Genomic DNA, 25,528 nt, shown 5'->3' with positions numbered 1-25,528 from the left:
GACGACCGCGGTCTTCCGGACGCCGCCTCGAACGCGTCGCCTCGGACCTCGGCATCCGCACGGTGGCGCCCCCTCGGAGACGCTGCTCATCCCACCCGTCGATCCGTCCGCAGTCCTGGCACTGGAGCCCGAAGGCCGCCTGCTGGCGACGGTCAACCTCGGCAACCTCTCGCGCATCCTCGATCCGGGACAACGGCTGCAACGCGGTCGGTCGATGCACTAGCCGATGAAGTCGCCGCGGCTGAGGCCGTAACGCTGCATCTTCTCGTTGAGGGTGCGGCGCGGCAGGTCCAGGAGTCGCATCGTCTCCGCGATGTTGCCTTGCGTCTGCTGCAGGGCCTGCTCGATCAGTCCCCGCTCGTAGGTCTCGATGCGTACGGCCAGCGGCTGCGGCCCGGCCTCCACCGGGTCGGGGGCCGCGCCGAGCCGGTCGAGGCCGAAGGCGTAGCGCTCGGCCGCGTTGCGCAACTCGCGCACGTTGCCGGGCCAGGGCTGCTCGACGAGATCCTGGACGTGCCGGGCGCTCAAGGGCCGCATCGCGCGGCCATGCTCCTCGGCGGCCCGGGCGGCGAAGTGCTCGAACAGGAGCGGGATGTCCTCGCGCCGCTCGCGCAACGGTGGGATGCGCAAGCAGGCGACGCCGAGACGGTAGTAGAGATCGGCCCGGAAGAGACCGGCCTCGGCCTGTGCGCGCAGGTCGACCTTGCTGGCACAGAGGGTGCGCAGGTCGGCCGCCACCGCCTCGTTCGCGCCGAGCCGCTCGACCCGGTGCTCCTGCAGGACGCGCAGGAGCTTCACCTGGCCGGGGAGCGGCATCGCCTCGATCTCGTCGAGGAAGAGCGTGCCGCGATGGGCGTATTCCAGCTTGCCGATCCGGCGCTTGAGCGCGCCCGTGAAAGCGCCGGCCTCGTAGCCGAACAGCTCGCTCTCCACCATCGTGTCGGGGATGGCGCCGCAATTGACGGCGACGAAGCGGCCGTCGCGCCGGGATGAGAAGGCGTGCAGGCACTGCGCCACCAGTTCCTTGCCGGAGCCGGTCTCGCCGTTGATGACCACGTTGACCGGGGTCGCGGCGAGGTCGAGCACCTCGCGTCGCAGGGTCTCCATCGCCCGCGATGTCCCGATCAGGCGGCTCTCGATGGCGTGCGCGTCCGTCCTCGCGCTGAGCCGGCGGATCCGCAAGGTGAGGTCGCGCTTCTCGCAGGCGCGGCGGATCGCCTCGACGAGGTGCTCGGGCGCGAAGGGCTTCTCGATGAAGTCGTAGGCGCCGCGCCGCATCGCCTCCACCGCCATCGGCACGTCGCCGTGGCCGGTGACGAGGAGGACCGGCAGGTCCGGGTCGAGCTGGAGCGCCCGCTCCAGCACCGTCAGGCCGTCCATCCGCGGCATGCGCAGGTCGGTGACGAGGATCCCGGGAAAGCGCTCGTCGATCTCGGCGAGCGCGGCCTCCGGCGCCTCGAAGGTCGCGACCGCGTAGTCGGCGAGCGTCAGCCACTGATGCAGCGCCTCGCGCACCGTCTCCTCGTCGTCGACGAACAGAACGCGGGTCACCCGTGCCACCATTCAGGCCTCCGCCGCGGGCAGGACGAGGGTCAGCACGGCGCCGCGGGCGCCGTTCCCGGCGGTCAGGCTGCCCCCGAGATCCCGCACGATCAGCGAGGACAGGGACAGGCCGAGCCCGAGCCCCTCGCCGGCGGGCTTGGTGGTGAAGAAGGGGTCGAAGATCTGTGGCATGTGCTCCGGGGAAATCCCGCTCCCGCTATCCGCGACGACGAGCTGCCAGCAGGATGCCGGTTCCCGCCTCGCGGTCAAATCGAGCCGGCGTTCGGAGGCGCCGCGCATCGCGTCGAGGGCGTTGACCATCAGGTTCAGCAGCACCTGCTCGAGGCGCACCGGCTCGGCCCGCACCAGGGCGTCGGCGGGAATCGCGCAGGTCACCGTGACGTCCTCCGCCCGCAGCCGCACCCGCAGCAGGTCGAGGGCGGCCTCGGCCGTGGCGGCGAGCCGCACCGGCTCGCTGTGACCGGGACCGGTCTTGCGGGCGAAATCCTTGAGATGGCGGATGATCTCGGCGATGCGCTGGGTGACCTCGGTCATGCGCTGCAGGTTGCGGCGCACGGTCGATTCGTCGCCGCGCTCCAGGAAGACCGTGGTGCTGGCGAGGAAGGTGCGCAGGGCGGCGAGCGGCTGGTTGATCTCATGGTTGATCGCCGTCGAGATCTGGCCGAGGGCCGCGAGCCGGCCGGCATGGATCAGCTCGTCCTGGGTCGCCCGCAACGCGGCGGTCGCGCGCTCGCGCTCGCTGATCTCGGCGCGCAGGCGCGCATTGGCATCGCTGAGATCGTGGGTCCGCTCCGCCACCCGGCGCTCGAGGGCGATCCGCATGGATTGCTCGCTGCGCAACCGCTGCCGCCTCTGGCTCGCCGCGACGAGCGCGAAGGCGAGCGCGAGGCCGGCGATCCCAGTGGCGGCGGCCACCAGGATCGCCTGGCGCAAGGCGGGCCCGGTCGGCGCGACGTACCAGAGCGTCCAGCCGAGATCCGGCATCGCGATCGGCTCGACGAGCCCGCTCGCGGTCCGGCCTCCCGCGGGAAGTCGGATCGTTTCGCCGAGATCGACCCGGCCATCCTCCAGGAGGGGTCGCAGGTCGCTGTCGCCGTATTGCTGCGCCGCGCGGATGCGGCTCGTGTCGGCCGCGGCCAGGCGCCGGAACGGGCGGTACTTCCAGCCGGGCTCGCTCGCCAGGAAGACGATTCCGGCCGCGTCGGAGACGAGGATCTGCTCGCCGGCCCGCCGCCACTCGCCCTGGAGGTCCTCCAGGTCGACCTTGACCACCACGACGCCTGCGGTGGGTCCGTTCGGGGAGGGGACTGCTTTGCCGATGAACAGGCCCGGCTGCTGGGTGGTGGTGCCGACGCCGAAATAGCGCGAGGCGCCCGTCGCGAGGGCATCGCGAAAGTAGGGCCGGTAGGCGTAGGACGACCCGACGAAGCTGAGCGGCTGGTTCCAGTTGCTTGCGCTCCGCGTGAGGCCCTGCCCGTCCATGAGGTAGATCGCGGCGACCTTCGAGGCCCGGGCGATGGCCTCGAACTTGGCGTTGACCGCCGTGATCGCGCCGGGCGCGTCGGGATCGGCGAGGAGGTCCTGGACCTGCGTGTCGAGGGCGAGCACGGTCGGCAGGTACTGGTAGCGGTCGATCGCGGCGCGCAGGACCGCCTCGGCGATCACGAGGCGCTGGCGCGACGCGCGCCGCACCTGATCGTGCCCGGCCTGCAGGGTCAGCAGGAAGGCGGCGAGCGTGAGCGTCAGCACCGCCGCCGCAAGGGCCCACCGCCAGGCGCCGACCCCGCCGGGGAACGCCCGCCGCGGCGCCGACAGGTCGGCGGGACGGGCTTTGCTCATGGATGGGCTTGGGTCATGCCGGACGCCTTGCTGCGGGGGAACGCGGATCCAGTCCCTCGGCCTTGCCTCGGACGGACGATCTCCGCAAGCGGGGACCGACGGTCCGCATCCGTGCCTCGCGACCGGGCCGGGACCCGCGCGGGGTCCCGGCCGGATCCGGGCGTCAGCCGCTCATCCGGCCGTTGCCGTCGAGGTAGCCGTACTTGCGGGTGTCGGGCATCCACAGCGAGGCGGCGAAAGCCACGGCCGCCATGGCGGCGACGTACCAGTAGAACAGGCTCTCGTTGCCGTAAGTCTTGAACGAGAGTGCCACGTATTCCGCCGTGCCGCCGAACAGGGCGTTGGCGATGGCGTAGGGCAGGCCGACGCCGAGCGCCCGCACCTCCGCCGGAAACAGCTCGGCCTTCACCACGCCGCTGATCGAGGTGTAGAAGGTGGCGATCACGAGACCCGTCAGGATCAGCCCGAAGGCGGCCCACGGGCTCGTCACCAGCGAGAGCGAGGAGAGCAGCGGCACCGCGCCGAGCATGGCCATCCCGCTGAACAGGATCATGTTGTTGCGTCGCCCGATCCGGTCGGAGAGGGCGCCGAAGACCGGCTGCAGCAGCATGAACACGACGAGCGCCAGGGTCATCACGGTCGAGACCGTCTTGAGGTCGAGCTTCACCGTGTTGACCAGGAACTTCTGCATGTAGGTCGTCATCGTGTAGAAGTAGAGCGAGCCGCCCATGGTGAAGGCGAGGGTGATCAGCAGGGCGCGCTTGTGCTGCATCAGCGCCCGCACCGAGCCGGCCTCCTTGCTCTGCATGGTCTCGTGCGAGGCGGATTCCTTCAGAGAGCCGCGCAGCATCATCGCCACGATGGCGGCCGCGGCGCCGATCAGGAACGGGATGCGCCAGCCCCAGGCCCGCATCTCCTCACCGGTGAGGACGTGCTGGAGCGCGAACACGACCAGCACCGCGAGGAGCTGGCCGCCAATCAGGGTGACGTACTGGAACGACGACAGGAAGCCGCGGCGGCCCTTGCCGGCGATCTCGCTCATGTAGGTCGCCGCCGTGCCGTACTCGCCGCCGACGGAGAGGCCTTGCGCGAGGCGGGCGACGAGGAGCAGCACCGGGGCGAGCACGCCGATCGTGTCGTAAGTCGGCAGGATGCCGATCATCAGCGAGCCGGCGCACATCAGCAGCACCGAGAACACCATCGACGACTTGCGGCCGCGCCGGTCGGCGATGCGGCCGAAGATCCAGCCGCCGAGCGGCCGCATGAAGAAGCCGACCGCGAAGATGCCGGCGGTGGCGAGCAGCTGGCCGGTCGGGCTGCTGCTCGGGAAGAACGCCGAGGCGAAGTAGATCGACGTGAAGGCGTAGGCGTAGAAGTCGTACCATTCGACCAGGTTGCCGGACGAGGCGGCGACGATGGCCTTGATCTTCTGCCGCTCCGTCGCCTCGGTGGGCGCCGGAATCTCCCCGATCACCGCGGGTGCAGCCGTGTTCATGGACGTTCTCCCTGAGCTTGAATCGTCCCGCGGAATGCGGGCGCGATCGCCCCGTGCGACCGTCCGGGAGCCTTCGGCCTCCTGCGGACGGCGTCGACGGGCCGCAGGAGGGCCATGGCAATCGGGGTGCCACGGCAGAGAAATAATAAATCTATTTGTTAGCAGATACTTAGATCGGTGCTAGCTCGACCTTTCCGGCGGAAAGCTGCCGATCGGGCCGACGGGTCGGCGGAACTCCGCCGATCCGGCAGCGAGCGCAAGCGGCTCCCCCAGTCGCCGGCCAAGAGCCGCTCACCCCGGGGAGCCGCTCACTCCAGGAAGGCGAAGCCCATGGTGCGGGCGTGGTAGTGCAGGCCGCCATCCTGCACGATCAGGAAGCGGGCCCGGTTGCCGCCCTCGTTGTGGTGCGAGTGCGGCGCGCCCGGCGGCGTCACCAGGGTCGCCCACGGGGTCCAGTCGCAGCGGGCATCATCGACGGTGGAGAAGCAGCGTTCGCCCGCGACGGCCAGGGTCACCGCCGCCGAGTTGTGGCGGTGCGCCCGCTGATGCGTGCCGGGCGGCAGGGTGTTCAGGGACAGGGTGAGGGTCGGCAGGATGTTGCGGCTCGCCTCGAGCCCGTCGGAGGAGAAGATCAGCGCGAGGCCCGAGGTCGCGGCGTTGGTGCCGGACGCCGCGATCACGGCGAGCTGGCGCTCGATCTCGGCCGCCGGATAGTGCACGGCGGCGACCGGGACGGCGGGCGGGCGCGACGCATCGTGGGCGAGCTGCGGCTCGTTGCTGACGCTCCACAGGACCGCTCGGCTCTCCGCCACATGCGTGATCGCGCATCCGGGCAGCAACATCACGTCGCCGGGCCCCCAGCGCAGGGTCTCGGCTCCGGCCTGCGTCTCGCCGGTGCCGGCGATGACGAACCAGACCGAGCCGGTCGCCGCGAGATCGCAGGCGAGGCGCTCGCCCGCCGCGATCGTGGCGTAGCGGGCGAGCATCAAGGGGGTGGTGGCCGGGAAGGGGCTGGCCATGGCGTCGGACTGGTCGCAAGCCAGGAATCCCGTCGGCGCGTCGGGGGCGAGCGCCCGGGCGGCCTCGTCCCTGAACACCCGGCCGGGCACCGGCGGCAGCTTGATGTTGAAGGCGTTGCCGGAATTGAAGTACCGCGCCCGCGCCTCGGCCGGGGCGGCCGGGTTCCGCGGCAGCTGGACCGGCAGGTCCGCCATGTCGATCGGCGTCGTCGCGATCGGTGTGGGGCCGTCGTCCGGGGCGAAGGTCTCCGTCATCGGTGATCTCGTGGCGGGAGGGGCAGGGTGTCGGCGAAGGCGAGGTCGTCGAGGACCCGGGCCAGGACCGCCGCGCCGGCGGCGATGTGGGCCGGCTCGGCCCACTCGGCCGGGGCGTGGCTGATTCCGGCCCGGCAGGGGATGAAGATCATCGCGCTCGGGCACAGGCCGGCGAGGTGGCGGGCATCGTGGCCGGCGGCCGAGAGGAGCGGCATCGCCGGAACACCGATTTCCGCCGCCGCCCGCCCGATCCGATCCCGCAGGCCTGGATCGAAGGCGTTCGAGGGCGCGTCGACGAGGGGCGTCACCGTGGCGGCGCACGGACCGGCCTCGGCCCGGCACAGGGGCGCGATCCGGGCGCCGGCCGCGTCGAGCACCGCGTTGTCGGGGTGGCGCAGGTCGATGCTGAACCGGACCTCCCGCGCCACCACCGAGGGGGCGTTCGGCACCACCTGCACCCGGCCGATGGTGAACTTGATCGCCGGGTCGAGGCCGCCGACCTCGCGGTGGAGGGCCGAGGCGCAGCGGGCGAAGGCCGCCACCGCGTCGCGGCGCTCCGCCATCGCCAGGGTGCCGGCATGGCCCTCCGCGCCGGAGAGGCGCACCGAATAGGTCTTCTTGCCCTGGATGCCGGTGACGATCCCGATGGCGATGCCCGCCGCCTCGAGCAAGGGTCCCTGCTCGATGTGGAGCTCGAGGTAAGCCCCGACCGGCCCGCCGAGAGGCCGGCGCGGCAGATCGGGAAAACCGGCGAGGAAGCGGTCGAGGGCGTCGCCGGCGGCGATCCCGTCGGCGTCACGCACCGCCCGGATCGCCGCGAGGTCGCGCACGCCGCAGAACGCCTCCGACCCCATCATGCCGGGGGCGAAGCGGCTGCCCTCCTCGTTCATCCAGGCGACGACGACGCAGTCGCGCGCCGGCACCCGGCCGCTCGCGGCCAGACCGGCGACGGCGTCGAGGGCGGCGAGCACCCCGGCTGCCCCGTCGAAGCGCCCGCCGGTCGGCTGGGTGTCGAGGTGGCTGCCGAGCAGGACCGGCGGAGCCGCGCGGTCGCGGCCGGGCAGGACGAGAAAGAGGTTGGCGGCGGCATCGGTCGCGGGTTGCAGCCCGGCCTCGCGGCCCCAGCCGACGACGCGGCGCCACGCCTCGGCCTCGCCCTCCGTCAGGGCCTGACGGTCGACGCCGCCTTCCGGAATGGCGCCGATCTCGGCGAGCGCCATCAGCCGGTGCCAGAGCCGGTCGGGATCGGGGGTGGACATGGCCTAGCTCGTCCGCATGATCTGGCCCGGCAGCGCCCGCGGATCGCGGGGCAGCCAGCGCCCGGCCTCGACCTGGGCGATGAACTCGGCCAGCAGCGCGTTGAAGGCGGCCGGCTCCTCGAGGTTCAGGGTGTGGCCGGTCTTCGGGAACACCGAGAGTCCGCAGGCGGGGATCGTCTTCTTCAGGAAGATTCCGGGCTGCAGGCAGTGGTCGTCCTCGTCGCCGACCACCACCAGGGTCGGCACCGCCATCCGCTTCAATTCGTCCGCGAGGTCGTAGAAGGACGGCCGGCGGGCCTGGACGCCGCGCATGGTCATCGCCGCCCCCTTGTCCGAGTGGGTGGCGAGCCGGTCGGCGAAGACCTGCCAGCCGCGGGGATCCTTGTTCTGGAACTGCACCCGGCTCGCGCCCAGCGCGTAGATCTTCGAGAATTCCTGGGCGCCCTTGCGCTCGAAGTTGTCGGCGACTTCGAGGGAGACCCCGCGAAAGTACTCCTCGAACTCCTTCTCGCAGCCGTAGCCGGCCCCCGCGACCGTCAGCGACAGGGCGCGTTCCGGGTATCGCAGGCCGACATGGACGGTGCAGAACCCGCCCATCGACAGGCCGACGATGTGCGCCTTGTCGAGCCCGAGCCCGTCGAGCACCGCGACCGCGTCGTCGGCGGCGATGGCCTGGGAATAGGCGTCGAGGCTCTCCGGCACGTCGGACGGCGGGTAGCCCCGCGCCGCGTAGGTGATGCAGCGGTGGCGGCGGCTGAAATACTGGAGCTGCGGCTCCCAACTCGCGTGGTTGCCGCCGAATTCGTGGATGAACAGGATCGGGGTACCTTCCCCGGCTTCCTCGACGTGGAGCGCCACGCCGTCCCTGGTCGTGATCTTCATGATTGACCGTCCTGTGTCGGTCCTCTTTCCCGGACGACTGAACCGGAGTGGAAGGAGATCCGGAAGCCGGCGCAAGGACTCGCCGCGAAGCGGCTCTGTGTGCTGCATCGTTGCAGGCATACGGACGCTTCGCGAAGTTCTCTGCTGGCTCCCGGACCGCATTCCGCTGACGCTCCACGCGCCCGGGACAGGGGAGGGAGAATTCAGAATTGCGGAGGCAGGTCGTTCAGCGTGCGCGCTTCCTCCGCCAGACTCGGAAGCAGGGCGCAGAACCGCTCCACCCACGGCGTCGGCACCGAGGTCGAGACCTTGACGAAGCGGTCGCCGAAGCGAGCCGTGTGATAGGTGCCCTGACGGATCATGATCCCGCGGCGGCGGTAGCACTCGACCAAAGCCTCGGGCCGGATCCCGGCGCCGATGGTCTCGAGCACCAGGAAGTTGCCGTGCGAGGGGAAGACCGGCAGCGCCAGCCCCGCGACCCGACCCGCGGCTTCCGCGATCATCGCCTTGTTGGCCCGGTCGACGCCGCGGACCTCCGCCATCCATTCGGCCTTGACCGCGAGGCCGGCCTCGGCGGCGCGCTGCGCGATCACGCTGGCGCCGAGCACGCTGGTCGTGCGCGCGGCCATCTCCTCGAACAGGGCGGGCGAGGCGACGAGCGCACCGATGCGCAGCCCCGCGAGGCCGAGCCACTTCGAGAAGCTCAAGGAGACGACCGTATTCTCGGGGTCGGCGAGGAGCGCCGGGTGGTGTCCCTCGGCGAAGTCGCGATAGGTGCAGTCGTGGACGAGGAGCGCGCCGCAATCCCGCGCGATCGCCGCGAAGGCCTCGATCTCGTCCCTCGTGTAGCGGATGCCGAGCGGGTTGTTGGGATCGACGAGGTAGATGATCGCGGTGCGCTCGTCGACGTGGGCGCGCAGGGCCTCGGGGGTGAGCCGGTAGTGGCAGGCGGGATCGTAGATCGGGATCTCGATCACCGTCGCGCCGGCCTGCTCGGCGAACAGGCACGGCCACTTCCAGGTCGGGTCGGTGGTGACGAAGGTGGTGCCGGGCCGGCAGCGGGCGCGGCAGATCATCGCGAGCGCATTCACGCCGCCCTCGGTCACCAACGCCTCGGCGCCCGGCGTGCCGAGATCGGCGGTGATCGCGGATCGCAAGCTCTCGAAGCCGAGAGGTGGCGCGTAGGCGTTGAAGGCGCCCTCCTCGACCGCCCGGATCATCGCCGCGCGCACGGCCGGATGCGGCGCGATGTGGTTGGTGTTCTGGCCGAGCCAGATCAGGTCCGGCGTCGCCGAGAGCGCGTCGAAGTAGCGGTTGCGGGTGAGGGCGGGGGAGGCCATCAGATCACCGAGCCGCGGGAGGCGATGCCGCCGTCGATGGTGACGACCGTGCCGGTGATGTAGCCGGCCCTGGGCGAGGCCAGGAAGGCGCAGAGGTCGGCGACCTCCTCCGAGGTGGCGGGGCGCTTGCCCGGGTACTTGTCGAACAATTCCTGCCAGCGCGCCTCGTCGCCCAGCATGTCGATCGCCTTGCGCTTCATGATCTTGAGCATGCGGTCGGTGGCGACGGGGCCGGGATTGACCGCGACCACCCGCACGCCGTGATCGAGGCTGCGGCCGCCGAGCGCCTTGGTGAAGGACATCAGCGCGGCGTTGCCGGTCGAGCCCGCGATGTAGCTCGCGTCCCAGTTCTCGCCGGAATTGCCGATGACGTTGACGATCACGCCGCCGCGGCCCTTCAGGCGCGGATAGTACAGGCGAGACAGGGTGATGTAGCCGAACACCTTGAGGTCGAAGCCCCGGCGCCAGTCGGCATCCTCCAGGATCTCGAGCGAGCCGGCCGGGATGTCGCCGGCATTGTTGATCAGGATGTCGATGTCGCCGGCAGCGGCGGCGAGTTCCTCCATCGCGGCGGTGCTCGACAGGTCGAGGGCATGGACGGTGACACGGACGCCGTACTCGGCCTCCAGCGCGCGCTTGGCTTCCTCCATCGCCGCGCCGTTGCGGGCGGCGAGGTGGAGGTGGCAGCCCTCGGCGGCGAAGGTCCGGGCGACGGCGAGGCCGATGCCCTTCGAGGCGCCGGTGATCAGGGCGGTCTTGTCGGTGAGGTCGAGCTGCACGGGACACTCCTGGCGGTCGGCAGGTATGCACAGTGCAGCAATTTGCATACCAAGCCGGCGCTCACTCGAACGCCGCCAGGAAGTCGAGCAGGTTGTCGCCGAGCAGGGCGACGTGGTCGCGCATCGCCCGGTGGGCACCTTCCGGGTCGTGGGCGAGGATCGCCTGCATGATCGCCTCGTGCTCGCGGATGGTGTCGCTCATCCGGTTCGGCATCCGCGTGACGCGGCGGCGATAGGCGGCGACCTGGTTGCGCAGGCGCCGGGTCTGGTCGGCCAGGAAGCCGTTGCGGGCGGCCTCGTAGATCGCCTCGTGGAATTCCTGGTTCACGTCGTAGAAGGCGTCGGCGTCGCGCCCGTCGACGAGACCGATAAGCCGCTGATGGATCGGCTCGATCGTCCCCCGCCAAGTCGGCGGGACGCGCCGCGCGGCGAGACGCGCGCACAGGCCCTCGAGCTCCGCCATCACCTGGAACATCTCGATCAGGGCGTGGGGGCCGATGGTGCGCACCACCGCGCCCTGACGGCCGCGCAGCTCGACGAGCTGGCTCGCCGCCAGCAGCCGGAACGCCTCGCGCACAGGCGTTCGCGACACGCCGTAGCGCAGGGCGATCTCCTGCTCGTCGAGGCGGCTGCCCGGTTCGAGATGGCCGGCGGCGATCGCCGCCTCGAGCTGCTGGCGCAGCCCCTCCGCCAGGGTCACTCCGGGGGGAGGGAGGGCGGCCGGGCGCTTCTCCTCCAGCCGGATGACGTCGTTTTGTGCGCTCGCTGCCGCCTTATGCATCTGTGGGGCTCATTTTTGTATACGTATAACTCACCATCGCGCCTGCCTCGCTCTTCGTCGTCACCGCTCGGCCGTTCTCCGGGGCCGATGTGGCAAGGGCGATGCCGCAACTCGCGCCCCTGTCCGAGGCATGCTGGCACATCCGTTGCAACGGTCCGTGCATCGCCGCCAGCTCTCAGGCATGCCAGAGGCGGCCCTCGTTATACAAGAACCCGAAAGGACGTCTCTTGCGGGCCATGCTGCGACACCAGGACGACGCTCCCGCCCCGGCGCCGGAGCCGCTGATCGAGCTCAAGGGCGTCGACAAGACCTTCGGGCCGGTCAAGGCCCTGTCGGGCCTGTCGGCCCGGGTCGGGCGCGGCGAGTTCGTCACCGTCGTCGGCCCGAGCGGCTGCGGCAAGAGCACCCTGTTCAACATCGTGGCCGGGCTGGAAGAACCCGATCCCGGCGGGGCCCTGCGCTTCGAGGGCCGCAGCTGCCACGCCGCCGACCTGCTCGGCCGGGTCTCGTTCATGCCCCAGCGCGACCTGCTGCTCCCCTGGCGCACGGTGATCGACAACGCGATCCTGGCCCTCGAGATCGAGGGCCGGCCGCGAAAGGAGGCCCGGGCCGAGGCGCTGCGGATGCTGCCCGAGTTCGGCCTTGCCGGCTTCGAGGCGCAGTACCCGCACCAGCTTTCCGGCGGCATGCGCCAGCGGGTGGCCCTGATGCGCACCTTCCTGTTCGAGCGCGACCTGATGCTGCTCGACGAGCCGTTCGGGGCGCTAGACGCGCTCACCCGCACGCTGATGCAGCGTTGGCTCCTCGACGTCTGGCAGCGCCACCGGCGCACGATCCTGTTCATCACCCACGACGTCGACGAGGCGATCTTCCTCGGCGACCGGGTGCTGGTGATGACCGCCCGCCCGGGCGCGGTGAAGCTCGAGCAGCGCATCGACCTGCCGCGGCCGCGCCGGCCCGACCTCGTCACCGCCCCCGAATTCATCCGGCTCAAGCGCACCCTCCTCGAGGCGATCGAGGAGGAGAGCCTGAAGTCGTTCCAGATCGCCGAGGAGAAGATCCGATGAGTGCTGCCCCGATCGAGACGGCGCGCCGCTGCGATCCCGCCGAATGGCAGGCCCGCGTGGCGCTGGCCGCCTGCTACCGCATGGTGGCGCAGCTCGGCATGGACGACCTGATCTACAACCACATCTCGGCCCGGGTCCCGGGGCGCGAGAACGAGTTCCTGATCAATCCCTACGGCCTGCTCTTCGACGAGATCACCGCCTCCAGCCTCGTCAAGATCGACATCGAGGGCAACATCCTCGACGACACGACGCATACCGTGAACCTCGCCGCCTTCGTGATCCACGCGGCGATCCACAAGACCGGCCACGACGCGGCCTGCGTGCTGCACACCCACTCGGATGCCAGCGTCGCGGTCTCGGGCCAGGAGAAGGGCCTCCTGCCGCTGAGCCAGTTCGCGATGCGGTTCTACGACCGGCAGGCTTTTCACGATTACGAGGGCGTGGCGATCGACCTCGACGAGCAGGCGCGCCTCGTGCGCGATCTCGGCCCCCACAAGGTCATGCTGATGCGCAACCACGGCATCCTGACCGTCGGCCGCACGCCCGGCGAGGCGTTCATGCTGCTCTACTACTTCGAGCGCGCCGCGCGCATCCAGCTCGACATGCAGGCGGCGGCCGCCGCCGGCGCCGCCCTGGTGATCCCGCCGCACGAGGTCTGCGAGCGCGCCGCCCGCCAGTTCTGGGAACTGCAGGGGGACATCCTGATCCCCGGCGAGCGCGAATGGCCGGCACTGATGCGCCGGCTCGACCGCACCGACCCGTCCTACCGCCACTGACTGCGAAAGCCCCCGATGCTCAAGCGCCGCCACCTCCTCGCCGCCCTCGCCGCCCTGACCCTCGCCGGTCCTGCCCTCGCCGGCCCCGCCGCCGCCGCCGAGCCCGTGAAGGCCTCGTTGCGCCTGAAATGGCTGCCGCAGGCACAGTTCGCCGGGTTCTACGTCGCCGTCCAGAAGGGCTACTACAAGGCGGAAGGGCTCGACCTGACGATCAACCCGGGCGGGCCGAACCTGCTCGCCGAGAACCTCGTCGCCACCGGCGCCGACACGTTCGGCCTCTCGGGCGGCAGCGACAGTGTTTTCGCCGCCCGCGACAAGGGCCTGCCGGTGGTCTGCATCGGCGTCTCGCACCAGATCACCCCGTTCGTCTTCGTCACCCGCAAGGACGGGCCGGTGAAGGCGCTCCACGACGTCAAGGGCCGTACCGTCACGACTTGGTTCACCGGGGCCAACCACGTCCTCAACGCCATCCTGGCCAAGGAGGGCATCAAGCCCGACGAGGTGAAGATCCAGCCGCAGCAGGTCAGCGTCACCCCCTTCGTCGACGGCGCCGTCGATGTCGCCACCGCGACCTATTACAACGAACTCTACGCCATCCAGAGCCGGATGGGTAAGGAGACCCTGCGCACCTTCGTCGCCGAGGATTACGGCGTCACCTTCCCGCGCGACACCCTGATCGTGTCCGAGTCGACGCTCAAGGAGAAGCCCGAGCTGGTGAAGGGCTTCCTGCGCGCCTCGATCCGGGGCTGGCGCGACGCCTTCGCCGACCCCAAGGCCGCCCTCGACACCGTGATGGCGATCGCCCCGACGCTCGACCGGGCGCACCAGGAGTTCATGCTCACCGAGGTCAAGCGCCTGATGACCACCGGCGCCGCCAAGGAGAAGGGGCTGTTCGCGATCGACCCGGAGGCGATCGCCAAGGCGCACGACCTGCTGCTCCAGGCCAAGGTCATCGGAAAGCCCGTCGACCTCAAGGCCGCCTTCGACTCGCGCTCTCTCGACGCCCTGTCCTCCGCGGACCGCCAGCTGTGAGCGCCGCCCCCGCCCTCGCGGCCTCCACGCCGGCGGCCGGGCCGCGCGCCGGCCTCTTCGCCCGCCGGGTCGCCGGGCGGGTCGCCGCGCTCCTCGCCGTGGCTCTGGCCTGGGAGGGGCTGGTGCTCCTCCTCGGCATCCGGCCATTCTACCTGCCGCGGCTCTCTTCGGTGCTGGCGGCGATCGCGGCGAGCCCGGGCGCCTATGCCGCCGGCTTCCTGCGCACGCTCGCCGAGACCCTGATCGGGTTCGTCGCCGGCGGCGCCTTCGGGGTGGCGGTCGCCGTCGCGTTCCTGCGGCTGCGTGCCTTGCGCGAGATGGTCTTCCCGCTCTTCGTCGTGTCGCAGACGATCCCCGTCATCGCCTTCGGGGCACTGGTGGTGTTGTGGTTCGGCAACACGCTGATCGCCAAGGCGGTCATCGCCTTCTACCTCACCTTCTTCCCGGTCACCGTGAACGCGCTCATCGGCCTCGAATCGGTCGATCCGCGCCAGATCGCCCTGATGCGCAGCTTCGGCGCCTCGCCGCGCCAGATCCTCCTGCGCCTGCAGCTGCCGAGCGCCCTGCCGCAGACCTTCGTGGCGCTCCGGCTCGCCGCCTCGCTCAGCCTCGTCGGCGCCATCGTGGGCGAGTGGTTCGGCGACACGACCGGCCTCGGCGTGCTGCTCCTGCAGGCGATGTACAACGAGAACGTGGTGGCGATCTGGGCCGCGCTCCTGGTCTCGGCGCTGCTCGGCACCGGCTTCTACTCGGCGGTCGCGCTCCTCGAGCGCCGTCTCGTCTTCTGGGGGGCCGAGCAGTGACGGTGCGGAAATCTCTCGCCGTGCAGCGCGGCATCCTCGGCGCGCTGCTGCTGATCGGGCTGTGGGAGGGGATCGCCCGCGGCTTCGCCCTGCCGGCCTACGTGCTGCCGGCGATGAGCGACGTGCTCCTCGGCGTCTGGGCCAAGCGCGCGATGCTCGCCGAGGCCGCCTCCTACACCCTGGCCGAGGCGTTCCTCGGCTACGCGCTCGGAGCGCTCGTCGGCATCGGGCTCGCGGTGGCGCTGACGCTCCTGCCGCGGGCGCGAGGCTTCGTCGTGACCGCAGTGACGGCGGTCAATTCCGTGCCGGTGGTGGCCTACTCGCCCCTGATCCTGCTCTGGTTCGGCATCGGCATCGCCTCGAAGGTGGTGATGGTGGCGCTCGCCGTCAGCTTCACCCTGTTCCTCTCGACGCTCGCCGGCCTCGACCGGGTCGACCGCCGCAGCATCGACCTGATGCGCAGCTTCGGCGCCGGGCGCCTCGCCCTCCTGTGGCGCCTGCGGCTGCCGACGGCTTTGCCGCTGATCCTCGCAGGGCTTCGTGTCTCGACGGTGCGCAGCATCATCGTGGCGATCGTCACCGAGATGCTGGGCGCCTATGGGGGCCTCGGCTGGGTGATCTACCAGGCGGTGCTGCAGATCGACTTCGTGCAGGTCTGGTCGGCGATCGTCGTCGCCTCGGCGGCGAGCCTCCTGTTCTTCGGCCTCGTCGGGCTCGCCGAGCGCCGGCTCCTGTTCTGGAAGGCGACATGACCCGGCAGATGCATCTCGGCCTGTTCCTCCTCGGCACCGGCAGCCACGTCGCCGGCTGGCGCATGCCCGGCGCCGTCGACAGCTTCCAGGACTTCTCGGCGATCGCCGAGATCGCCCGCACCGCCGAGCGCGGCTGCTTCGACCTGATCTTCATCGGCGACAACCTCTACGCCGATCCGGCCGCGCACCCGTCCTACACCCTGCGCCTCGAGCCCCTGACGCTGCTCGCGGCTTTGGCGCCGCTGACCCGCCATATCGGCCTCGGCGCCACGGTTTCGACCACCTACAGCGATCCGTTCACGGTCGCCCGCGCCTTCGCCTCCCTCGACCACATCAGCGGCGGGCGCGCCGCCTGGAACGCTGTCACCACCGCGAGCCCGGCGACCGCGGCCAATTTCGGCACGGTCCACCCGGACCACGCGCGGCGGTACGAGCGGGCCGGCGAGTTCCTCGACGTCGTGGCCGGCCTGTGGGACGGCTGGGCCGACGACGCGATCGTCGCCGACCGGGACAGCGGTCTCTACATCGATCCGGGCAAGCTCCGCGCCCTCGGCCACGAGGGCCCGTTCTTCAAGGTCAAGGGCCCGCTCAACATCGGCCGCAGCCCGCAGGGGAGGCCGGTGGTGCTGCAGGCCGGCGGCTCGGAGGCCGGCCAGGACCTCGCCGCCCGCACCGCCGACGTGGTCTTCTCCGTGGTGCAGGACCTCGACGAGGCCCGCGCCGCCTACGCGAGCCTGAAGGCTCGGCTGCCGGCCCATGGCCGGCGCCCGGAGGAGGTGAGCGTTCTGCCCGGCGTCATGCCGGTGGTCGGCCGCACCGAGCGGGAGGCGTTCGACAAGCTCGCCCAGCTCCAGGGCTTCGTCGGCAACGAGAACGCCCTCGCGCTGCTCTCCGACCGGCTCGGGCAGGATATGTCGGCTTACGACCTCGACGGGCCGGTTCCGGACGTCGCCCTGCCGGACAGCTACCACAGCTTCGCCCGGGTGATGCTGTCGAAGGCCCGCCGCGACGGCATGACCCTGCGCGATCTCTACAACCTCACCGCCGCGGCCCGCGGCCACTGGGTGCTGTGCGGCTCGGCCGAGACCGTCGCCGACACGCTCCAGCACTGGTTCGAGACCGGCGCCGCCGACGGCTTCAACGTGATGCCGCCCTACTTCCATGACGGCTTCACCGACTTCGTCGACCTCGTGGTACCGCTGCTGCAGGAGCGTGGTCTGTTTCGCCGTGATTATCGCGGCCCGATGCTGCGCCACCATCTCGGCCTCGACCGCCCGCCGCGCTGAGGCAGCCTCGACATCGATCGGCCGAGACATCCGCTCGCGTGTCGGCTCGTCCGGGTGATCGTCATCATCCACCGCGACAGGGTCCGCATCGCCGACCCGGCCGATGGGCCATTCCCACACGGACGGCCGAGCGAAACCGGGTCCGCGGCGGTCAACGCGTCGCGCCGGACGCCGATGGCGATCGCAGACAGGCAATGACATCCGCCCGGTCCAAGGGATCGGCCAGCTCGGATACGATGGTGACCGCGTAGCGGATCTCGCGGGCGAGCCGATCGAAGCGGTAGACCAGCAGCACCGCGAAGGCCCGCGCCTCGGCGAGCGCCAGAACCTCGCCGAAGCCCGGCCGTTCGGAGGGCGGCGTGGCACCCGAGACGCCCGGATCGGCGATGACCGCGACCAGTTCGTAGCCCTGCGACAGGGCGAAGGCGCGGATCGCCTTGTCCTGCCCCTTGAGGCCGTAGCCGCTGGTCGCCTGCTCCTCGGTCGAGACCCGGGCATAGGCCACCGCCCGTATGCTGGTCCCGGCCTGCGCCGCGGCGGCGGCCTTGGTGCGCGCACGCAGCCGGCCGACGCCATCAAACCTCTGACCTGATTGAGTTCTGTCGGATATCAGGATTGTGGCGCAAAGCCACAAACCGATACTCCTGATTATGCGTTAGTGCAGGCCTCGAACCCGCCGGCGGCGGGCCTCGACCGGCACCACGCGCCTGCCTATCCGCACCCGGCCGACGCGGATGTTTCCGCGTGCCGCGGGCGGAGCGGCCGCCGCGAGGGTGGCCTGGGCCCGGGCGAGCAGCGCGGCGCAGGTTGCCGACCAGGGCGTGCTTCTCGGCGTGGAAGCGCTCGGGTGATCCTCCCTCGGTTTCGCGGACACCTCTGATACGCTCGTTGCGGGCGGGGAAGGTGTTTGATGGCAAAGACACGACGCGAGTTCACCCCTGAGTTCAAACGCGAGGCGGTCGCCCTGCTCGAGAGCAGCGGCCGGTCTCAGATGCAAATTGCCGCGGAACTCGGGATCCAGCCCTCCATGCTGCGCCAATGGCGAACTGTGCTGATGGAGGACTCCCCGTAACAGCGACCCGCAGGCTTGCCGGGCTCCACTCCTACGAGCCCGGCTGCCTCGCCGTCCGACCAGGCCGCCGAGATCGTCCGCCTGCGCCGCGAACTCGACCGGACGCGCATGGAGCGCGACGTGCTAAAAAAAGCGATCGGCATCTTCGCGGAGATGTCCAAATGACAGTCGCCTTCATCGAGCAGCATGCCCGCACCTGGCCGGTGCGTCTCATGTGCCGCGTGCTCGGAGTGTCCCCCAGCGGCTACTACGGCTGGCGATCACGTTCTGAGAGCGCCCGATCAGCCTCCAACCGGCAGCTCCTTAAGGATGTGCCGCGGATCCACACCCGACATCAGAGGCGATATGGTTCGCCTCGGGTACATGCCGCCCTGCGCGCAGAGGGCCGCACAGCCAGCCGCGGGCGGGTGGAGCGCCTGATGCGCCGTCATGGCATCCGGGCCCTGGCGGGGCGGCGGTTCCGGCCCTGCACGACCGACAGCCGACACGACCTGCCGATTGCTTCCAACCTCCTCAAGCAGCAGTTCTCGGTCGAGTTACCCAACCAGGTCTGGCTGGCAGACATCACCTACCTGCCCACGGCAGAAGGGTAGCTCTACCTGGCCGCCGTCCTCGATCTCGCCATCCGCGAGATCGTCGGCTGGTCGATGCGCGACCACATGCGGACTGAACTGACGTCGGCCGCTCTGATGATGGCCACCCAACGGCAGCGGCCTTCTGCCGGGCTCATCTGTCACTCGGATCGCGGCAGCCAGTACGCAGCGGAGGCTTACCGCAGGCAACTCGCCGATATCCAGGCGATAACCCTCCATGAGCCGCGCCGGCTGCTGCTACGACAATGCTCCGATAGAGAGCTTCTTCCACACCCTCAAGGTCGAACATGTCCACAAGCGACGATGGGCGACCCGGGATGAGGCCAGGCGCGACCTGTTCGCTTACATCGAGGGATACTACAATCGACAGCGCCTCCACTCGGCTCTCGGCTACATCACGCCCGAGCAGGCCGAGCGGAACGCAGGCTAACCCCTGTGTCCGCGGGAACGGAGGAAGATCAGGCGCCTGCAATGCGCCCGGGTTCGAACCTTACCTGTAGCCCGGCAGAATGTTGGCGCACCCGACACGATTCGAACGTGTGACCTTTGCCTTCGGAGGGCTGTGGATCGGTCCTTTCGCGTGTTGGCGCTTCTTTTCTCGTCATCGCTAAATCCCTCGACCGCCTTGCGAAAACGCTCCGATCCGCTTTTCCCTTCATTCCCGCGGAGGGGGCCATTTTTCCAGCCCGTGCTTCCGCGGTGCTTCCGCAGGCGCGAGGGTTGGTGGTGGCGAAGATCACGAAACGAGCCGTCGAGGCGGCCGAGCCGAACGGTCGGGACTACTTCCTCTGGTGCGACGAGCTGCCGGGCTTCGGCGTCCGGATCTTCGCCTCCGGCCGGCGCAGCTACCTGATCCAGTACCGGGCGGGCGGGCGTAGCCGGCGCGTCACGATCGGCCTCCACGGCGCTCTCACCGCCGACGAGGCGCGCCGGGAGGCGAAGGCGCTGCTCGGCCAGGTCGCGCGAGGTGAGGACCCGGCCGAGGAGCGCGTCACCCGCCGGGCGGCGATGACCGTCGCCGACCTCTGCACCGCCTACGTGACCGCGGCCGAAGCCGGGCTCATCATGGGCAAGGGCGGCCAAGCCAAGAAGGACTCGACCCTCTACGTCGATCGCGGCCGGATCGAGCGCCACATCAAGCCGCTCCTCGGCAAGCGCCTGGTCGCCGGCCACGACGCGCGAGGGCTTGGTGGGCAAGGCGCGCGTCCTCAAGAACGAATGGCCGTGCAACGCCCATCGCAAGGACAAACTCGACACCGGCGACTTGCTGATCCGATCGCTGATCTGGGACCTCGCCGGCAAGGAAGCCTGCGCATGAGCAACATCATCCGCTTCCCTGCCGGCCGCCCCGTCCCCGCCGAGCGGATCCCGCGCGAGCAGTTCGAACGCTTGGCCGGGCTCGCCCTCGACGTTGTGGATCAGATCCTGGTGCTGCTCGACGCCGATAGGGGAGGGCCCGCGTCCGCGGACGGCGCGACCCCAATCGCGTGCGACGACAGGCTGCCGGGCGAGAGGTGAGCGCGCCGATAGCAATCCCTCCGCCCGACGCCGAAAGGGATCTTCGCATGTGGAAAATGGCAGTGCCATCTTGTCGACGTGAGATGGCGCTGCTATTTCATGTGTCATGAACGTAGATCCGCTCGCCCCCCGTTACACGCAACCGGACGTCCTGCGCATCACCGGCCTCAAGCCAACGGTGCTCCAGACGTGGATCAACCGTCGAGCGATAGAACTCGCGGAGCAGAACCCCGGGACGGGTCGGAAGAGGCTCTATTCAGAAAATGATGTCGTAAAGCTGGCCATTATGCGGCGGCTGTCCGATCTGTCGATAGACCTGTCTGTTTCAAAGGAGATCGCAGAAGCTGCGGCTGCTGTTCTCGTTGAGCAGGAAGGTTTCGGATGGGACGAGTATCTGTTCCTTACCGGTCATGAGGCGGTGCGGAACTCTGTCATCGAGGTTTCGGCAAGGAACCCCCTACAGAGGCTGGGCGGCCGCAAGTGCGATCCTTTCTCGGAGCCGATCTCGGCTGCCGTCTACTGGCGGCTTACAAAATCGAGAATGGCGGAGATGTTGACTGGGGCAGCTCGGTATTCTTCCGACGCGCTTCGCCAGCCACTGAGCACCGAAGATAGGGAGCTATATGCACGGCACGGCATCCATGCCGAGCCTGCGGTGGTCTTCCCCATCGGCGAGATTGTGAACGGCACGCTCGCCCAACTCGAAGCGCTTGATGTGGCGCGCGCAGAACAAGACGTAAGTCCGTAAAGCACTGAGCCGGATCACGGCTCCTCTTCATAGGGACTGAACAATGACACAAGTTCAGAAATCCCCTTCGGGGGGAACGGCGGAGCTTTGCCCGCGTCCTGGCCCCAGCAAGCCTCGCCTTCGCCGTTGGGAGGCTAGCCAGTACCTGCTCGATGAGCATGGGATTGAGCCGGCGCCGGCGACGCTCGCGAAGCTCGCCTGCGTCGGCGGCGGGCCGCCCTTCCAGAAGGCCGGGCGCGTCCCGCTCTACCCCGTCGACCTCCTCGACGAGTGGGCAGTGACGCGCCTCGGCGCGGTGGTGCGCTCGACCTCGGAGGCCTCGCGATGAACGAGCAACGCCTTCTCGAACTCCAGGACCGCATTTTGGCGAAGCTCCAGGATGCTGCCTGTCAGCCGGTCGAGATCCTTCTTGAGTTCAGTCGGGAGTTGGCAATAGCTGACGCTGATTTCTGCGCGAACCTCTGTCTACCCTGCTACGCGGCCAACCCGGAGCAGGCGGAAAGCCTGATCGAGGAGAGACTTAAAGCCCTGGCCGACCGCCTCGGTGATGCTACGCAAGAACTCTGCGTTGCATCTGGAATCTACTCAGATCATCTGGAGCGGGTGGTTCGCACCGCGGCCGGCCAAGCGTTCTTGGGCCGTATGCACGCGATTGCGAACGCGATGGCCTCGGCCGATGTCGGGAGCGTGCAATGAGGGCCCGATCCCGCCCGGTGCAGGCGAGGGCCGACCTCGCCCCGATCATCGCGCAGGTCGTCCTCGAGCACGGCCCCAAGACCTCCGGCCCCGAGGAGACGATCGCCTGGGCGCTGAGCACCTGGCCGGGCTGCACTGTCGAGGAGGCGCACCGGGCGATGCGCATCGCGTTCGAGCTGCACCTGCTCGACGTCATCGTGCCGGCAGGGAGGTGAGCAGTGGCGCGCGCCTCGCTCCTCCAGAGATGGCAGCTGCTGCAGGCGATGGTGTCGGACAGCCGCCTGTCCGCGACTGCACGGCTCGTCGGGGCGCGCCTGCTGGGCCACTACAACGGCCAGACGGACGGGGCAGTGCAGCCCCGCATATTCCACGATCGCCGACGGTATCGGCCTCAAGCGGCGCGCGGTGATCTACGCCGTCCAGGAACTCGAGGCCGCCGGATGGCTGGCCGTCGCTCGCGTGAAGGGTGGCGACTCGGCGGCCGCGAAGGGGTTCGTGACGAACGGCTTCCGGCTCAACTTCGAACGGGTTCGGGAGCACCCCCCGGTGCACGATGATGCACTCCCCCCGGGTGCACCGCCGTGCACTCCCCCCGGTGCACCGCCGTGCACTCCCCCCGGTGCACCAGCGTGCACCCCCGGAGTGCATGACGGTGCACCCCCCGGAGTGCACGGCGGTGCACCCAAACACATGAAAAGAGAACACGTGAAAGGAACACGTGAATCTCTCTCGTCCAACTCCGCCTTCGATCGGTGGTGGTCGACCTACCCGCGGCGGGAGGGGAAGATCGCCGCCCGGAAGGCCTATGATCGAATCGTCGGGAAGGGCACCGCCACGGCCGACGAGCTCCAGGCCGGCGCCGAGCGCTACGCCGAGGCCCGGGGCGGCCAAGACCCGCAGTTCACGAAGATGCCGACCACCTGGCTCAACGGCGGCTGCTGGGCCGACGAGCCCGCGCCTGTCCGCCCCGGCGGCCTGAACGGCGCCGGCCGCAGCGGCGGGTTCAGCGCGCTCGCCTACGTCGCCGAGAGGATCGCCGACGATGAGTGACAACCTGCCCGCCCGCACCCGGCCCCGCGGCAAGCTGCCGAGCCTGGCGCCCTACCTCGAGGCCGAGGGCTGGTCGGCTCGGGTTGGCGACCGGGCCGAGCACATCCGCTTCCCGGCCATCCCGGCGACCCGGCCCAGCGATTCGCCCCGCCAGGTCTACGAGGCCAAGCGGTACGCGCTGAAGGTGCTCCGGGACGCGGTCGCTCGCTTCCCTGCGCCCCACGAACTCGCCATGGCCGCGGAAGCCCTCTCGGGGGCCATACAGGCCCCGCCTGACCGGGCCGTGGTGCAGACCGCGATCGCGCTGATGCTCGACGCCCGCACCCGCCTGCCGCCGAACCCTCAGGCCTACATCGAGGCACTGACCTACGACCTGACCGACATGGGCTTCCCGCCCGCGGCCGTGGTCGCCGGCTGCCAGCGGGTGCGCAGGGAGGCCACGTTCATGCCCGAGATCGCCGAGGTGGTGGCCGCGTGCCGAGAGGCGAGCAACCGGTACCGCCTGCAGGCCCATCACGCCGAGCGAGCCTCCGACGAGGTGCTGCGGATGCAGGAGGTGATCTACCGGCTCAACGAGGAACTGGCGGCTACGCCTGAGCCGGAGGAGGAGCGATGAGCCGATGCGAGTGCCCGATGCGTGATCAGGCCCCCCGGGGGGGGTCGAAAGTCTGCAGAGCTGTCGGCTGAAGAGCGGTTGTGCTTCCATTCGCACCACACCCGCGCGCGCCGTTGAAAATTTCCGAGACGAGGTCTGGTGATCGCGGTCGCAGCGCCGTGCACCGAGGAGGATTGGACAGGAACAGGACGATGAAGGCACCGAAGAAAACCCTGCCGAAACCCGACACATCTCCGCCTGACAGGTCGCGCGGCGGCCGGCCGAGCCGGGAGGAAGTCGAGCGCCGTCGCGTCCTCGCCCTCGGCGTTGACCCGACCCTCGTCGAGCCCCGCCGCATCCTGGCGGGCATCGCGATCGACGAGAAGGCACCCGCCACGGCCCGGGTCCAGGCCCTCAAGCTGCTGATCGCCACCGGCGCCGGAGCGCCAGCCCTCCCGTCGCCCACGCTGGTCGACGACGAGGCCGAGGACGGCCCGGGCGACGAGCTCACCCGCCGTGCCCTGGCGCTGATGGCGCACGGGAGGCCGAATTGACGGACGACCGCATCCCGATCGTGGAGACGTACCGCGGCGTCGGCATCCACGCCTTCCAGCCGCGCGACCGAATCGAGGCGATGGTGAAGCCTGCGATCGATCGCGTCTTCGGCTTGTCCGACCCGGCTGCGCTCGCCCGGTACCTGGGTGACCCGACGCACCCGCCGGAGGCGCGCCTGTTCGCGAAGGCCCGCATCGAGGCGCTGTGGCAGCTGGCGGCGGAGAGCCGAGAGCTACGGCCGGCGGTCAACATCGTCGAGGTCCGCGCCATGGCCGCAGGCCTCGGCAGCCTGCACTGGATCGACCCGCGGCACTACGGGACCGTCCTGCAGCACTCGCTGGAGCCCGGAGGCCGAGAGTTGCCGCGGCGCGACCCGGCCAGTGCCGCGGAGGTCGAGCGCGCGAAGGCGGCGCGGCGCTGATGGATACCGCGGGTGACGCCTACCACTTCGGCCGTGACATCGCCGGCCATGCCATTGCCGAGATCAAGGCAACTGCGCTGAAGCTCGACACGGTAGAGGCGAAGGAGGCGCGCCTCGCACGGATCGTAACCCGGGCTCACCGCGCCATCAGCGCCGCGGCCATGGGGCGGATGGCAGCCGGCATGTCGCGGGAGGAAGCCGCTGCATGGCGGCGAGACGCGGAGACCAGTTACCACGAGGCGATGCGGGCGGAGGTCGCGAGCTATGAACCCGCGGGCTGACCTCGCCCTGCTCCGCCGCATCGCTGCCGGCCGCGAGAGCGAGGCCGACAGGGCGGTGCTGGCGAGCCGGCTGCGGGCGTACCTCGAGGGCGCCCCTGCCGGTGCGACCCTGGACGGCACCTTCGGCGTCGCCCGTGTCCCGGGTCACGGTTCCTGGTGGCGTGCCGAGGCCCTGGACGCCCGGGACGCGGCGCTGAGAGCCCTCGCCGCCGCCTTCCACGCTGGGGAGCCACCAGCCCGTCAGGCCGCCGCGATCCGCTCCGCGCTCCTCACCTACGCGGCGTCGGCATGGCGCCTCGACCGGGTAGAGACCTCGCCCCCGGCACGGTACATCGGGACCGCACGCGAGATGCTGTTCGACGCCCTGCGAGCCTGCGACGAGGTGCCGAGCACCAGCCACATCCAGCGCATCCTCGTCGGCTCACGCTCCGGCCGTTGCTGAGCGCACACCCCGGGTGGAGATGCGCACGGCTGCCCGGCAGCATGTCGACATGCAGCACCACAGCGACACCGCCAGCCCCCATCCTGCCGCCCGCGGCCTCATCTCGCGCCTGCTCGGTCTGGGCGGTGCGCGTGAGGTCGAAGAGACGCCCGAGGCCGCCGCCGAGCGCCGCGCCAAGCAGCGCAGCGAGGCCGGTGCCGAGATCGCCCGCATCGAGGCGGAGCGTGACGCCGAGCTTCCGGCGCTGGCCGCCGCGGAGGAGCGGGCCCGGCGCCACCTCGAGCGCCTGACCCCGGGCTACCAAGACGCGATGCGCGCCTATGCAGCGGCGCAGGGCGAGCACACCCGCCGGGCGCATGACTTCGCCTACGGCCTGCAACGCCAGGTCCGGCGCATCGAGACTGCCGCCGAGCCGATCATTGCAGAGTTCGTGTCCGACCTGATGGAGCTGTTTCGCGAGAACCTGGCGACGCCCATCCAGGAAGATCGCCGGTTGGCCGGCTACGTACAGGGCCGGGGCTACGCGCCGGTGTACGAGATCTTCTCGAACGTGCCCTCGCTCGACGCATCGCGATCCTCGCGGCCCGCAACGAGGCCGAGGCGATGAAGGCCGAGCCAGATCAGTCCAA

26 protein-coding genes and 2 pseudogenes are annotated in these 25,528 nt (G+C 70.0%); 18 read left to right on the top strand and 10 right to left on the bottom strand.

Features of this window, described 5'->3' with window-relative positions:
- Positions 1–219 precede the first annotated feature (219 nt).
- The 9 genes from MFF64_RS23110 to MFF64_RS23070 form a co-directional block, all read right to left on the bottom strand.
- On the bottom strand, positions 220–1,563 hold the full coding sequence (locus MFF64_RS23110; RefSeq protein WP_099905265.1) for a sigma-54-dependent transcriptional regulator: 1,344 nt from the start codon (positions 1,561–1,563) through the stop codon (positions 220–222).
- Positions 1,564–3,402, bottom strand: coding sequence for a sensor histidine kinase (locus tag MFF64_RS23105; RefSeq protein WP_099905263.1), 1,839 nt, complete (start codon positions 3,400–3,402; stop codon positions 1,564–1,566).
- Positions 3,403–3,565: 163 nt separating this feature from the next.
- A complete protein-coding gene (locus tag MFF64_RS23100; protein WP_099905261.1) occupies positions 3,566–4,897 on the bottom strand; it encodes an MFS family transporter in 1,332 nt (443 codons plus the stop codon).
- Positions 4,898–5,205: 308 nt separating this feature from the next.
- Positions 5,206–6,171: a cupin domain-containing protein gene (locus tag MFF64_RS23095; RefSeq protein ID WP_238192532.1), complete on the bottom strand. Its 966-nt coding sequence runs from the start codon at positions 6,169–6,171 to the stop codon at positions 5,206–5,208.
- Complete coding sequence (locus MFF64_RS23090; protein WP_099906136.1) at positions 6,168–7,430, bottom strand: Zn-dependent hydrolase; 1,263 nt, start codon at positions 7,428–7,430, stop codon at positions 6,168–6,170. The genes MFF64_RS23095 and MFF64_RS23090 overlap by 4 nt, the downstream gene beginning before the upstream one ends.
- Positions 7,431–7,433: 3 nt before the next feature.
- Entirely contained in the window at positions 7,434–8,312 is an 879-nt protein-coding gene (locus MFF64_RS23085; protein ID WP_099906137.1) for an alpha/beta fold hydrolase, read from the bottom strand.
- A gap of 203 nt (positions 8,313–8,515) precedes the next feature.
- A complete protein-coding gene (locus MFF64_RS23080; RefSeq protein ID WP_099906139.1) occupies positions 8,516–9,652 on the bottom strand; it encodes a pyridoxal phosphate-dependent aminotransferase in 1,137 nt (378 codons plus the stop codon).
- Positions 9,652–10,431 carry an SDR family oxidoreductase gene (locus MFF64_RS23075; protein ID WP_099906141.1) on the bottom strand — a complete coding sequence of 260 codons (780 nt, stop codon included), beginning with the start codon at positions 10,429–10,431 and terminating at the stop codon, positions 9,652–9,654. The genes MFF64_RS23080 and MFF64_RS23075 overlap by 1 nt, the downstream gene beginning before the upstream one ends.
- Positions 10,432–10,492: 61 nt before the next feature.
- Entirely contained in the window at positions 10,493–11,212 is a 720-nt protein-coding gene (locus MFF64_RS23070; protein ID WP_099906143.1) for a GntR family transcriptional regulator, read from the bottom strand.
- Between the two features lie 236 nt (positions 11,213–11,448).
- Here MFF64_RS23070 and MFF64_RS23065 point away from each other — a divergent pair, with 236 nt between their 5' ends.
- Genes MFF64_RS23065 through MFF64_RS23040 form a run of 6 tightly spaced genes read left to right on the top strand, consistent with a single transcriptional unit; the run spans position 11,449 to position 16,928 of the window.
- Positions 11,449–12,279: an ABC transporter ATP-binding protein gene (locus MFF64_RS23065; protein ID WP_099906145.1), complete on the top strand. Its 831-nt coding sequence runs from the start codon at positions 11,449–11,451 to the stop codon at positions 12,277–12,279.
- The gene (locus tag MFF64_RS23060) at positions 12,276–13,055 is read left to right on the top strand and encodes a class II aldolase/adducin family protein (protein WP_238192531.1); all 780 of its coding nucleotides are present in this window, start codon (positions 12,276–12,278) and stop codon (positions 13,053–13,055) included. The genes MFF64_RS23065 and MFF64_RS23060 overlap by 4 nt, the downstream gene beginning before the upstream one ends.
- A 15-nt stretch (positions 13,056–13,070) precedes the next feature.
- Entirely contained in the window at positions 13,071–14,087 is a 1,017-nt protein-coding gene (locus tag MFF64_RS23055; RefSeq protein WP_238192530.1) for an ABC transporter substrate-binding protein, read from the top strand.
- The gene (locus tag MFF64_RS23050) at positions 14,084–14,890 is read left to right on the top strand and encodes an ABC transporter permease (RefSeq protein ID WP_238192529.1); all 807 of its coding nucleotides are present in this window, start codon (positions 14,084–14,086) and stop codon (positions 14,888–14,890) included. Before MFF64_RS23055 ends, MFF64_RS23050 begins: the two co-directional genes overlap by 4 nt.
- A 2-nt stretch (positions 14,891–14,892) precedes the next feature.
- Positions 14,893–15,642 (top strand): ABC transporter permease, encoded by a 750-nt coding sequence (locus MFF64_RS23045; RefSeq protein ID WP_238192528.1) that lies wholly within the window; start codon positions 14,893–14,895, stop codon positions 15,640–15,642.
- Positions 15,639–16,928: an LLM class flavin-dependent oxidoreductase gene (locus MFF64_RS23040; RefSeq protein WP_238192527.1), complete on the top strand. Its 1,290-nt coding sequence runs from the start codon at positions 15,639–15,641 to the stop codon at positions 16,926–16,928. Before MFF64_RS23045 ends, MFF64_RS23040 begins: the two co-directional genes overlap by 4 nt.
- A gap of 151 nt (positions 16,929–17,079) precedes the next feature.
- Here MFF64_RS23040 and MFF64_RS23035 read toward each other — a convergent pair whose 3' ends face one another.
- Positions 17,080–17,433 (bottom strand): recombinase family protein, encoded by a 354-nt coding sequence (locus MFF64_RS23035; protein ID WP_238192526.1) that lies wholly within the window; start codon positions 17,431–17,433, stop codon positions 17,080–17,082.
- 405 nt (positions 17,434–17,838) lie between these two features.
- On the opposite strand from MFF64_RS23035, the pseudogene MFF64_RS23030 reads away from it, so the two are divergent.
- The 12 genes and pseudogenes from MFF64_RS23030 to MFF64_RS22975 all read left to right on the top strand — a co-directional run bounded on the left by MFF64_RS23030 (position 17,839) and on the right by MFF64_RS22975 (position 25,506).
- Positions 17,839–19,023, top strand: a pseudogene (locus MFF64_RS23030) (IS3 family transposase).
- 296 nt (positions 19,024–19,319) lie between these two features.
- A pseudogene (locus MFF64_RS39025) lies at positions 19,320–19,757 on the top strand (Arm DNA-binding domain-containing protein); the annotation flags it as partial.
- 460 nt (positions 19,758–20,217) lie between these two features.
- On the top strand, positions 20,218–20,859 hold the full coding sequence (locus MFF64_RS23020; protein ID WP_238192525.1) for a MerR family transcriptional regulator: 642 nt from the start codon (positions 20,218–20,220) through the stop codon (positions 20,857–20,859).
- Positions 20,860–21,183: 324 nt separating this feature from the next.
- The gene (locus MFF64_RS23015) at positions 21,184–21,555 is read left to right on the top strand and encodes a hypothetical protein (RefSeq protein WP_099900480.1); all 372 of its coding nucleotides are present in this window, start codon (positions 21,184–21,186) and stop codon (positions 21,553–21,555) included.
- The gene (locus tag MFF64_RS23010) at positions 21,552–21,770 is read left to right on the top strand and encodes a hypothetical protein (protein WP_238192524.1); all 219 of its coding nucleotides are present in this window, start codon (positions 21,552–21,554) and stop codon (positions 21,768–21,770) included. Before MFF64_RS23015 ends, MFF64_RS23010 begins: the two co-directional genes overlap by 4 nt.
- Positions 21,771–22,260: 490 nt before the next feature.
- Positions 22,261–22,605, top strand: a complete 345-nt coding sequence (locus MFF64_RS23005; RefSeq protein WP_238192523.1) for an LvrA C-terminal domain-related protein — start codon at positions 22,261–22,263, stop codon at positions 22,603–22,605.
- Entirely contained in the window at positions 22,598–23,221 is a 624-nt protein-coding gene (locus MFF64_RS23000; RefSeq protein WP_238192522.1) for a hypothetical protein, read from the top strand. Before MFF64_RS23005 ends, MFF64_RS23000 begins: the two co-directional genes overlap by 8 nt.
- Positions 23,222–23,412: 191 nt before the next feature.
- Entirely contained in the window at positions 23,413–23,754 is a 342-nt protein-coding gene (locus tag MFF64_RS22995; protein ID WP_238192521.1) for a hypothetical protein, read from the top strand.
- Positions 23,751–24,176 carry a hypothetical protein gene (locus MFF64_RS22990; protein ID WP_238192520.1) on the top strand — a complete coding sequence of 142 codons (426 nt, stop codon included), beginning with the start codon at positions 23,751–23,753 and terminating at the stop codon, positions 24,174–24,176. The genes MFF64_RS22995 and MFF64_RS22990 overlap by 4 nt, the downstream gene beginning before the upstream one ends.
- On the top strand, positions 24,176–24,457 hold the full coding sequence (locus tag MFF64_RS22985) for a hypothetical protein (RefSeq protein WP_238192519.1): 282 nt from the start codon (positions 24,176–24,178) through the stop codon (positions 24,455–24,457). The genes MFF64_RS22990 and MFF64_RS22985 overlap by 1 nt, the downstream gene beginning before the upstream one ends.
- A complete protein-coding gene (locus tag MFF64_RS22980; protein WP_238192518.1) occupies positions 24,441–24,899 on the top strand; it encodes a hypothetical protein in 459 nt (152 codons plus the stop codon). The genes MFF64_RS22985 and MFF64_RS22980 overlap by 17 nt, the downstream gene beginning before the upstream one ends.
- A 49-nt stretch (positions 24,900–24,948) precedes the next feature.
- Positions 24,949–25,506, top strand: a complete 558-nt coding sequence (locus MFF64_RS22975) for a hypothetical protein (protein ID WP_238192517.1) — start codon at positions 24,949–24,951, stop codon at positions 25,504–25,506.
- Positions 25,507–25,528 lie beyond the last annotated feature (22 nt).

It is taken from the genome of Methylobacterium frigidaeris (genome assembly GCF_022179185.1).
GTDB lineage: Bacteria > Pseudomonadota > Alphaproteobacteria > Rhizobiales > Beijerinckiaceae > Methylobacterium > Methylobacterium frigidaeris.
Note: the sequence above shows the minus strand (reverse complement) of the source record. Positions and strands in the feature narration are given on the sequence as shown.

Excerpts from the sequence above, each read along its gene's own strand:
- MFF64_RS23110 (WP_099905265.1), bottom strand. The coding sequence starts at position 1,563 with ATGGTGGCACGGGTGACCCGCGTTCTGTTCGTCGACGACGAGGAGACG.
- MFF64_RS23105 (WP_099905263.1), bottom strand. The coding sequence starts at position 3,402 with ATGAGCAAAGCCCGTCCCGCCGACCTGTCGGCGCCGCGGCGGGCGTTC.
- MFF64_RS23100 (WP_099905261.1), bottom strand. The coding sequence starts at position 4,897 with ATGAACACGGCTGCACCCGCGGTGATCGGGGAGATTCCGGCGCCCACC.
- MFF64_RS23095 (WP_238192532.1), bottom strand. The coding sequence starts at position 6,171 with ATGACGGAGACCTTCGCCCCGGACGACGGCCCCACACCGATCGCGACG.
- MFF64_RS23090 (WP_099906136.1), bottom strand. The coding sequence starts at position 7,430 with ATGTCCACCCCCGATCCCGACCGGCTCTGGCACCGGCTGATGGCGCTC.
- MFF64_RS23085 (WP_099906137.1), bottom strand. The coding sequence starts at position 8,312 with ATGAAGATCACGACCAGGGACGGCGTGGCGCTCCACGTCGAGGAAGCC.
- MFF64_RS23080 (WP_099906139.1), bottom strand. The coding sequence starts at position 9,652 with ATGGCCTCCCCCGCCCTCACCCGCAACCGCTACTTCGACGCGCTCTCG.
- MFF64_RS23070 (WP_099906143.1), bottom strand. The coding sequence starts at position 11,212 with ATGCATAAGGCGGCAGCGAGCGCACAAAACGACGTCATCCGGCTGGAG.
- MFF64_RS23065 (WP_099906145.1), top strand. The coding sequence starts at position 11,449 with ATGCTGCGACACCAGGACGACGCTCCCGCCCCGGCGCCGGAGCCGCTG.
- MFF64_RS23060 (WP_238192531.1), top strand. The coding sequence starts at position 12,276 with ATGAGTGCTGCCCCGATCGAGACGGCGCGCCGCTGCGATCCCGCCGAA.
- MFF64_RS23055 (WP_238192530.1), top strand. The coding sequence starts at position 13,071 with ATGCTCAAGCGCCGCCACCTCCTCGCCGCCCTCGCCGCCCTGACCCTC.
- MFF64_RS23040 (WP_238192527.1), top strand. The coding sequence starts at position 15,639 with ATGACCCGGCAGATGCATCTCGGCCTGTTCCTCCTCGGCACCGGCAGC.
- MFF64_RS23020 (WP_238192525.1), top strand. The coding sequence starts at position 20,218 with ATGAACGTAGATCCGCTCGCCCCCCGTTACACGCAACCGGACGTCCTG.
- MFF64_RS23015 (WP_099900480.1), top strand. The coding sequence starts at position 21,184 with ATGAACGAGCAACGCCTTCTCGAACTCCAGGACCGCATTTTGGCGAAG.
- MFF64_RS23010 (WP_238192524.1), top strand. The coding sequence starts at position 21,552 with ATGAGGGCCCGATCCCGCCCGGTGCAGGCGAGGGCCGACCTCGCCCCG.
- MFF64_RS23000 (WP_238192522.1), top strand. The coding sequence starts at position 22,598 with ATGAGTGACAACCTGCCCGCCCGCACCCGGCCCCGCGGCAAGCTGCCG.
- MFF64_RS22995 (WP_238192521.1), top strand. The coding sequence starts at position 23,413 with ATGAAGGCACCGAAGAAAACCCTGCCGAAACCCGACACATCTCCGCCT.
- MFF64_RS22985 (WP_238192519.1), top strand. The coding sequence starts at position 24,176 with ATGGATACCGCGGGTGACGCCTACCACTTCGGCCGTGACATCGCCGGC.
- MFF64_RS22980 (WP_238192518.1), top strand. The coding sequence starts at position 24,441 with ATGAACCCGCGGGCTGACCTCGCCCTGCTCCGCCGCATCGCTGCCGGC.
- MFF64_RS22975 (WP_238192517.1), top strand. The coding sequence starts at position 24,949 with ATGCAGCACCACAGCGACACCGCCAGCCCCCATCCTGCCGCCCGCGGC.